Raw genomic sequence first — 8431 nt, forward strand, 5'->3', positions numbered from 1 at the left:
GGTTGATGCCGACTCCAGCAACACGCCAGCCTTCGCGCTGGCACATTTGTATCAAAACGTGCGTACAAACCCCCTATAAGAACATGGTTCAACAATGAGAATGCTCACACCCTTGCTGCTGGGTCTGCTGGTGCTGGTCACCGGCTGCCAGAAGCAACCCGAGGCCTCCAAAACCGGACTCATCTATTGTGCTGAGGGATCCCCCCTCTCCTTCAATCCCCATGTTTCCAACTCCGGGGTGACACTGGATGCCAGTGCCCGTCCGCTCTACGACCGCCTGCTGGAGGTGAACCCCAACACCCTGGCGCTGGAGCCAGCGCTCGCCACCAACTGGCATGTCAGCGAGGATGGCCTCACCTATACCCTGACCCTGCGCAAGGGGGTGACGTTTCACCATACCCCCTGGTTCAAGCCCACCCGCACTTTCAATGCCGATGACGTGGTCTTCACCTATGCCCGCCAGCTTGACGAGCAGCACCCCTATCACAATGTGTCCGGCGGCGATTACCCCTACTTCTACAGCCTGGGGCAAGATCTGCTGATCAAGCGGGTGAGCAAGAAGGGGCCGCAGACGGTGGTATTCGAGCTGAACCAGCCGAACGCCTCCTTCCTCGCCACCCTGGCCAGTGACTATGCGGTGATCCTCTCCGCCGAATACGCCGAGCAGATGTTGCAGGCGGGTACGCCAGCCCTGCTGGATAGCCGCCCCATCGGCACCGGACCGTTCAGCTTCAAGGAGTATCGCCACAACGAGTTCATCCGCTATCTGCGCCACCCCGGCTATTGGGGCGGCGATGCCAAGATTGAACAGCTGGTCTACGACATCACCCCCAAATCCGCCAAACGGCTGGCCAAGCTGCTGACCGGCGAGTGCGACGTGATGAGCACCCCTTCCGCCAGCCAGCTCTCAGTGATCAAGCAAAATCCGGCGCTGAGCCTCTCGGTCCAGTCGGGGATGAACGTCGCCTTTTTGGCCCTCAATACCCGCAAGCCGCCGTTCAACAACGTCAAGGTGCGGCAGGCCATTGCCAGCGCCATCAATATCGACAACCTGCTGCAGGCGGTCTATTTCGATACCGGTCTGCCCGCCAACAGCCTGCTGCCGACCCTCTCATGGGGGTACAACCCCAGCCTGCCCGAGCGCAAACCCGATCTGAAACGGGCGCGCCAGCTGCTCAAGGAGGCGGGTCTGGAGAAAGGGTTCGAGATGCAGGTGCTGGTACAGCCGGACGCCCGCCCCTACAACCCGGATGCGGTCAAGACCGCCCAGCTGATCCGCAGCGATCTGGCCAAGGTCGGGATCAAGCTCAAGATCGTGCAACGGGAGTGGCCGGTGATCGAAGGCCGCCTCACCAAGGGGCAGTACGACAGCCTGCTCTCCGGCTGGATTGCCGACAACGCCGATCCGGACAACTTCTTCCGCCAGCTGCTGAGCTGCTCGGCAGTGGAGCGCGGCAACAACTACAGCCGCTGGTGCAGCCCGGCCTTCGATCAGTTGCTGGATGATGCGGTCACCACGCCCCAGCTCTCGTTCCGGCTGCGTAACTACTACTATGCCCAGACCCTGCTTAACGAACAGCTGCCGCTGATCCCGCTGGCGCACGCCTTGCGTACCCAGGTCAGCCGCAGCGACATCGAGGGGCTGACGCTGATGCCCTTTGGCGGCACCTCCTTCAACCAGGCTCACAGGGAGTAAGCATGCTTCTATACACCTTGCGCCGCATCAACCTGCTGCTTATCACTCTGCTGGCGCTGACCTTTGTCGCCTATCTGCTGGACTATCGGCTGATCGGCCATCAGCTCAGCTTCTGGAGCGGCTATCCCGACTTCCTGCGCCGCATTTTCGCAGGTGACCTGGGGCTCTCCAGCGTCTCCGGGCTGCCGGTGCTGGACGAGATCCGTCACTACTTCCCGGCGACCCTGATCCTCTGTCTGGCGGCGTTCGCCATCTCGCTGCTGGTGGGCATTCCTCTCGGCACCCTGGCGGCCCTGTCACAGGGCAAGACGCTGGATCTCTCCATCATGACTGCCGGTCTTATCGGCTATGCGGTGCCGGTGTTCTGGCTGGCGCTGCTGGTGGTAATGCTCTTTTCGCTGGATCTCGGCTGGTTGCCAGCCTCCGGGCAGATCAGCCTGCTCTACGACGTGCCCCCCATCACGGGCATCGCGGTGATCGATGTGCTGCTCAGCAACGAACCCTGGCGGCAAGCGGCGCTGCACGATGCCCTGCGCCACCTGATCCTTCCGTCACTGGTGCTGGCGGTGGTGCCCACTACCGAGGTGATCCGCCATGTGCGCAGTTCCCTCATCGACGTGATGAAGCAGAACTACATCAAGGCGGCGGCGAGCCGGGGCCTTTCCAAGGCGCAGATCGTCTGGCGCCATGGTCTGAAGAACGCCCTGCCGCCGGTACTGCCGCTGCTGGGTCTGCAACTGGGTAGCGTGCTCACCTCCGCCATGATCACCGAGGTGGTGTTCGAGTGGCACGGGATCGGCCGCTGGCTCATCAGCAGCATCGCCCTGCAGGATTACGCCGCCATTCGCGGCGCGACCCTGGTGGTCGCCAGTTTCGTGATCCTGACCAGCGTCAGTACCGAGTTGCTGACCACCCTTATCTATCCGGCACGGCGCAAAGAGTTGTATGCCAAACAAGATTGAACGCGCTCATGGCGTGACCAGGAGCCAGGTATCCTATGCAAGATAAATCGAACATCTATCCCGAGCTCAAGATCCTCTCGCCCCTTGAGCAGACGTGGGCCTCCTACAGCCGCAATCCGCTGGCGATGGCAGGGCTTTGGTGCTTTTTGCTGTTGCTGCTCATCACGCTGGTGGGGCCGCTGGTCGTCCCCTACGGCATCGATGAACAGCACACCGACAAGCTGCTGCTCGCCCCCTCGTGGGCGGCGACCGGCAACATCGACTACTTCCTCGGCACCGACGATCTGGGGCGCGACATGCTCTCCCGGCTGGTGGTGGGGGCGCGCCTCACTTTCGGTTATGCGCTGGTCGTGGTGGTGATCGCCATGGTGGTGGGCTCCGCCATCGGTATCCTCGGCGGCATGAGCAAGGGACTTAAATCGAGCGTGCTGCACCACCTGCTCGATACCCTGCTCTCCATCCCTTCCCTGCTGATGGCCATCATCATGGTCGCCATCATGGGGCCGGGTTTTGGCAATACCCTGATAGCCATTACGCTCGCCTTGATCCCGCCCTTTATCCGGGCCACCTACAACGCAGTGCATGCCGAGATGCAGAAGGAGTACATCACCGCCAGCCGCCTCGATGGCTCGCCCCCCTTCCGGATCATGCGGCTGGCTATTTTGCCCAACATTGTCGAGACCCTGGTGGCCCAGACCACCCGCACCTTGTCGGCGGCCATTCTCGATATCTCGGCGGTCGGTTTTCTTGGCCTCGGCGCCCAGTCTCCCCAACCGGAGTGGGGCACCATGCTGGCCGATTCGAGCGACCTTATCTATCTCGCCCCCTGGACCGTCACCCTGCCCGGCATCGCCATCCTGTTCAGCGTGCTGGTGACCAATTTAGTTGGTGAAGGCATTCGTGAAGCACTCAAAGAGGGGAATGACTGATGCCGCTGCTCGATATTCGCAATCTCACCATCGAGATCGACACCCCGCAAGGCAAGGTCAAGGCGGTGGACAAGGTGAGCCTGACCCTGACCGAGGGGGAGATCCGCGGTCTGGTGGGTGAATCCGGCTCCGGTAAAAGTCTGATCGCCAAAGTGATCGTCGGCATCGAGAAGGACAACTGGACGGTACGTGCCGACCGGATGCGCTTCAACGACATGGATCTGCTGACCATGGCCCCCAAGGAGCGCCGTCGCATCATGGGTCGCGAGATCGCCATGATCTTCCAGGACCCCATCAGCTGTCTCGATCCCTCCGAGGAGATCGGCACCCAGCTGGAAGAGGCGATCCCGACCGATTCGTTCGAGGGGCAATTCTGGCAACGCTTCCAGTGGCGCAAGAAAAAGGCCATCGCCCTGCTGCACCGGGTTGGCGTCAAGGATCACCGCAAGGTGATGCGCGCCTATCCCCACGAGCTGTCGGATGGCATGTGCCAGAAGGTGATGATCGCCATGGCCATTGCCAACCAGCCGCGTCTGCTGGTAGCCGACGAGCCCACCAGCGCCATGGAGTCCACCACCCACTCCCAGATCCTGCGACTGCTGGACAAGATGAACAAGCTGGGTAATACCACCATCCTGATCATCAGCAACGACATCGCCGCCATCGCCAACCTGACCGACACCATCAACGTGATGTATTGCGGCCAGATGGTGGAAGTGGGCACCCGGGAGCAGATCCTCGAGACCCCGCATCACCCCTATACCGATGCCCTGCTCAAATCGATCCCCGACTTTGACAAGCTGGTGCGCCACAAGTCGCGCCTCGAGACCCTGCCCGGCGTCATCCCGCCGCTGCAACACCTGCCCATCGGCTGCCGTCTGGGGCCGCGCTGCCCCTACGCCCAGAAGCAGTGCGTGCAAACTCCGTTGATGAACAAGATCAAGGGCCATCAGTTCAGCTGTCACTTCCCGCTGAACATGGAGGAGCCAAAAAAATGATGACCGTTAATGCCCCCATGAAGGAGCCCCGCTTGTGATCGAGCCGTCCCTGTTGCAGGTCAGAGGCCTTAGCAAAACCTACCAGAACCGTACCGGTCTGTTCCGTCGTCAGGCGGTGGAGGCGATCAAGCCCCTCTCGTTCGACCTCGAAGTGGGCCAGACCCTCGCCATCGTCGGCGAGGCAGGCTCCGGCAAGAGTACCCTCGCCCGCATTCTGGCTGGCATGATCGAACCCACCAGCGGCGACATCGCCATCGACGGCCAGCTGATGGTGCATGGCGATTACCAGACTCGCTGCAAACTGCTGCGGATGATTTTTCAGGATCCCAACACCTCGCTGAACCGCAAGATCCGGGTCGGCCAGATCCTGGAAACCCCACTGCGCCTCAACACCGAGATGACTGAAGAGGAGCGCCGCGAGAAGGTGGTGCAGACCCTGCGTATGGTGGGGATGCTGCCGGATCACGCCCTGTTCTATCCGCAGATGCTCTCCTCCGGTCAGCAGCAGCGGGTGGCGCTGGCGCGGGCGCTGATCCTCAACCCCAAGATAGTGGTGGCCGATGAGGCGCTCTCCACTCTGGATATCTCGGTACGCTCCCAGATCATCAATCTGCTGCTGGAGATGCAGGAGACCATGGGGCTGAGCTATGTGTTGGTCGCCAACGATCTGGGTATCGTCAGCCATATCAGCGACGAGGTGCTGGTAATGCACGAAGGTCGGGTGGTGGAGCGCGGCAAGACCCTCAAAGTGTTTGCCGATCCCCAACATGAGGTGACTCGCCGTCTCATCCAGAACTACAACAACGAATACCGCAAATAGAGAGGCGCTGGCCGCCTCCCTTGCCGCTGTGTTTCGCCGATCTCACTCGGCGGGATCAAAAAAGCCCACTGCATGCAGTGGGCTTTCTGTTACCGGCGTTGCTGCTTAGGCTTGCAGCAGCAGACGGTTGATGCGGGAGACGAAGCTCGCCGGATCGTTCAGCCCGCCCTGCTCGGCCAGCTGGGCCTGTTCGTGCAGCAGGGTGACCCACTCACCGAACAGTGCCTCGTCTTCAATGGTGTCGAGTTTCTTCACCAGCGCATGGTCAGGGTTGAGCTCCAGAATGTACTTCTGCTCCGGTACCGGCTGGCCGGCCGCACGCATGAGCTTGATCATCTGGGTGCTCATACCGTAAGCGTCGGTGACGATGCAGGAGGGGGAGTCGGTCAGACGGTGAGTGACACGCACCTCTTTCACTGCATCGCCCAGGCTCTTCTTGACCCGCTCCACCAGACCGGCGTTGGCCTTCTCGGCATCGATCTGGGCCTGCTTGGAGGCTTCGTCTTCCAGATCGCCGAGATCCAGTTCGCCACGGGTGACGGAGATAAGTTGCTTGCCGTCGAACTCGGTCAGGTGGCTCATCAGCCACTCGTCCACGCGCTCCCACATCAGCAGCACTTCGACACCCTTCTTGCGGAAGATCTCGAGGTGCGGGCTGTTCTTGGCAGCGGCATAGGAGTCAGCAGTGATGTAGTAGATCTTCTGCTGGCCTTCCTTCATGCGACCAACGTAATCCTCGAGAGAGACGGTCTGGGCTTCGCCCTCGCCAGCGGTGCTGGCAAAACGCAGGAGCTTGGCGATCTCTTCGCGGTTGGCGTAATCCTCGGCCGGGCCCTCTTTGAGCACGTTACCGAACTCTTTCCAGAACTTGGCGTACTTCTCGGCATCGTCTTTCGCCAGCTTGGAGAGCATGGTCAACACGCGCTTTGAGCAAGCCTTGCGCAGGGAGGCGGTCACCTTGTTGTCCTGCAGGATTTCACGGCTGACGTTGAGCGGCAGATCGTTGGAGTCCAGCACCCCTTTGACGAAGCGCAGGTAGGTCGGCATAAACTGCTCGGCGTCATCCATGATGAAGACGCGCTGCACATAGAGCTTCAGACCGTGCTTCTGCTCGCGGTTGTAGAGGTCGAACGGTGCGCGGGCCGGTACGTAGAGCAGGCTGGTGTACTCTTGCGCCCCTTCCACCCGGTTGTGACCCCACAGCAGCGGATCTTCAAAGTCGTGGGCGACGTGCTTGTAGAACTCCTGATACTCCTCGTCCTTGATATCTTTCGGGTTGCGGGTCCACAGTGCCGTGGCGCGGTTGACCTGCTCCCACTCGCCCGGGGTGCCGACGATGGTCTCGCCATCCTCTTCGCGATCCGGGGTACCCTCTTTGAACATCTCGACCGGTACGCTGATGTGATCGGAATATTTGCCCACCACGGAGCGCAGACGCCAGTCGTCGAGGAACTCGTCCTCTTCGGCACGCAGGTGCAGGATGACATCGGTACCGCGACCCTCTTTGGTCACATCAGCGACGGTGAAGGAGCCTTCCCCTTCCGATTCCCACTGTACGCCCTGCTCCGGAGCAGTACCGGCGGCGCGGGACACCACGGTCACCTTGTCGGCCACGATAAAGGCGGAGTAGAAACCGACCCCGAACTGGCCGATCAGCTGGGAATCCTTACCCTGATCGCCGGAGAGGTTTTTGAAGAATTCTGCGGTGCCGGACTTGGCGATGGTACCCAGGTGCTCAATCACCTGATCACGGGTCATACCGATCCCGTTATCGGAGATGGTCAGGGTACGCTTCTCTTTGTCCACCACCAGACGCACACGCAACTGGCCGTCGTTTTCGAACAAAGAGGCATCGGAAAGCGCCTTGAAGCGCAGCTTGTCCGCCGCATCGGATGCGTTGGAGATCAGCTCGCGCAGGAATACTTCTTTGTTGGAGTAGAGGCTGTGAGCCATCAGGCTCAGCAGTTGTTTGACTTCAGTCTGAAAGCCGTGGGTTTCGGCATGAACACTTTGGGTCATGGACCAATCCTCAGAAACATCGGGTTGAACATATGCCCAACCTAGATGGGGACAGCGATCCAAATATCAAGGGGGCGAATGTGCAATCCTGCTCATTCGCCCCCTGTTGGCGTGTAACCGCCGATTTTATGTTCAGTTTTTCGCGACTTGCCGCCACCCGCCCCTTACTTGAGGCGCTGGCGACCCATCAGGGAGTGGGAGAGCGTGGTGCCATCCACCAGCTCCAGCTCGCCCCCTACCGGCACCCCGTGGGCGATGCGGCTCACCTCTACCCCGGCGGTGCGGGCCATATCAGCGATATACCAGGCGGTGGCATCCCCTTCAATGGTGGGATTGGTGGCGAGGATCAGCTCGCTGATGTGCTCTTCCTTCAGACGGCGCTCGAGAATATCGAGCCCCAGCTCCTCCGGGCCGATACCATCGAGTGGCGACAGATGGCCCATCAGCACAAAGTAACGACCAGAAAACTGACCGGTCTGTTCGATGGCGGCCACGTCCGCCGGGCTCTCCACCACACAGAGCAGACCGTTCTCTTCCCGCTTGGGATTGACGCAGATATCGCAGCGATCGTTCTCGGTAAAGGTGCGACAGTGGCTACAGTGGCCAATCTCGGTCAGGGCGCGAGAGAGCAACTGGGCCAACCGCAAACCGCCGCTGCGCTCACGCTCGAGCAGGGTAAAGGCCATCCGCTGGGCAGACTTGGGCCCCACCCCAGGCAATACCTGCAGGGCTTTCATCATCTCATCGAGCAGGGGACTGAACTTCATAACACTCCTTACACGGGCCTGCCCCTCGCCACCACCAGGGCCACGACGGGTCAGCAAAACAGGATAACGCCATTGGCGCAGGACTATACCCGAGCCCGCCGCCCATCGCCATCGGCTTGCCCACAGCACTCGCAAAAACGCGGATAGCAAAAAGCCCTGATGTTTCCATCAGGGCTTTGCAATGTGGCGGTGAGGGAGGGATTCGAACCCTCATTCTCGTACATCACAGCACAAATATAA

The 8431-nt window shown here is 60.7% G+C and carries 7 protein-coding genes; 5 read left to right on the forward strand and 2 right to left on the reverse strand.

Annotated elements, in window-relative coordinates; all coding sequences use genetic code 11:
- The first annotated feature begins 100 nt into the window (after positions 1-100).
- The 5 genes from sapA to OKC31_RS17025 are packed head-to-tail and all read left to right on the forward strand — an operon-like array spanning position 101 to position 5405.
- Positions 101-1696, forward strand: coding sequence for an ABC transporter substrate-binding protein SapA (sapA, locus tag OKC31_RS17005; RefSeq protein ID WP_041202111.1), 1596 nt, complete (start codon positions 101-103; stop codon positions 1694-1696).
- Positions 1697-1698: 2 nt separating this feature from the next.
- The gene (locus tag OKC31_RS17010) at positions 1699-2658 is read left to right on the forward strand and encodes an ABC transporter permease (RefSeq protein ID WP_005333676.1); all 960 of its coding nucleotides are present in this window, start codon (positions 1699-1701) and stop codon (positions 2656-2658) included.
- Positions 2659-2693: 35 nt separating this feature from the next.
- Positions 2694-3587 (forward strand): ABC transporter permease subunit, encoded by an 894-nt coding sequence (locus OKC31_RS17015; protein ID WP_005333677.1) that lies wholly within the window; start codon positions 2694-2696, stop codon positions 3585-3587.
- Complete coding sequence (locus tag OKC31_RS17020) at positions 3587-4585, forward strand: peptide ABC transporter ATP-binding protein (RefSeq protein ID WP_005333679.1); 999 nt, start codon at positions 3587-3589, stop codon at positions 4583-4585. The genes OKC31_RS17015 and OKC31_RS17020 overlap by 1 nt, the downstream gene beginning before the upstream one ends.
- A gap of 34 nt (positions 4586-4619) precedes the next feature.
- Positions 4620-5405, forward strand: coding sequence for a peptide ABC transporter ATP-binding protein (locus OKC31_RS17025; RefSeq protein ID WP_005333681.1), 786 nt, complete (start codon positions 4620-4622; stop codon positions 5403-5405).
- 105 nt (positions 5406-5510) lie between these two features.
- Here the strand turns inward: OKC31_RS17025 and htpG are convergent, their stop codons facing one another.
- Together htpG and recR are read right to left on the reverse strand one after the other, a co-directional pair.
- The gene (htpG, locus tag OKC31_RS17030; RefSeq protein WP_064337750.1) at positions 5511-7424 is read right to left on the reverse strand and encodes a molecular chaperone HtpG; all 1914 of its coding nucleotides are present in this window, start codon (positions 7422-7424) and stop codon (positions 5511-5513) included.
- 164 nt (positions 7425-7588) lie between these two features.
- Positions 7589-8191 carry a recombination mediator RecR gene (recR, locus tag OKC31_RS17035; RefSeq protein WP_270657303.1) on the reverse strand — a complete coding sequence of 201 codons (603 nt, stop codon included), beginning with the start codon at positions 8189-8191 and terminating at the stop codon, positions 7589-7591.
- Positions 8192-8431 lie beyond the last annotated feature (240 nt).

The sequence above is a fragment of the Aeromonas sp. Y293-4 genome (assembly GCF_027705905.1).
GTDB lineage: Bacteria > Pseudomonadota > Gammaproteobacteria > Enterobacterales > Aeromonadaceae > Aeromonas > Aeromonas veronii.